This window comes from Pseudomonas sp. 1912-s (assembly GCF_029269205.1).
In the GTDB taxonomy this organism is placed as follows: Bacteria; Pseudomonadota; Gammaproteobacteria; order Pseudomonadales; family Pseudomonadaceae; genus Aquipseudomonas.
The window spans coordinates 1-741 of the sequence record NZ_JARIXR010000079.1 but is presented as its reverse complement, the minus strand read 5'-3'; the positions used below and the strand labels follow the sequence as shown (position 1 = coordinate 741).

Below are 741 nucleotides of genomic sequence, written 5' to 3'. Positions count from 1 at the left end.
CTGAATGATTGGGTGCCGCAGGTTCGCGAGACATTTCTTCCCTATAGGCAATCACCCTGTGGTGAGCGGGCTTGCCCCGCGCTGGGCTGCGCAGCGGCCCTAAAACCTGCCACAGGGTTCTATCTGAAAAAATGCGGCGTTTTTATTGGGGCTGCTGCGCAGCCCAGCGCGGGGCAAGCCCGCTCACCACAAGCAAGCTCGCTCACCACAATTTTGCTAGGCGCCGGTTACGGCTTCGCGGCCACTGACCAACCGTTCCAGTGCCTCACCCAAGCCCGACGCCTTGTCACCAATCAGCAAGTGCCAAATACCGCTCTCAAGTTGACTCACGCCCTGGCAACCCAGTGCCGTCAGTTGGGACTCGGACAGCACCGAACCATCCCCCAACTCCACCCGAACAGGCGGATCCGGTTTAGAAACATTTCTTCCCTATAGGCAATCACCCTGTGGTGAGCGGGCTTGCCCCGCGCTGGGCTGCGCAGCGGCCCTAAAACCTGCCACAGGGTTCTATCTGAAAAAATGCGGCGTTTTTATTGGGGCTGCTGCGCAGCCCAGCGCGGGGCAAGCCCGCTCACCACAAGCAAGCTCGCTCACCACAATTTTGCTAGGCGCCGGTTACGGCTTCGCGGCCACTGACCAACCGTTCCAGTGCCTCACCCAAGCCCGACGCCTTGTCACCAATCAGCAAGTGCCAAATACCGCTCTCAAGTTGACTCACGCCCTGGCAACCCAGTGCCGTCA

General features: G+C 60.1%; 1 pseudogene. It reads right to left on the bottom strand.

The window, feature by feature from the left end:
- Nucleotides 1-216: 216 nt before the first annotated feature.
- Nucleotides 217-399 (bottom strand): annotated as a pseudogene (locus P3C29_RS32610) (PTS N-acetyl-D-glucosamine transporter); the annotation flags it as partial.
- Nucleotides 400-741 lie beyond the last annotated feature (342 nt).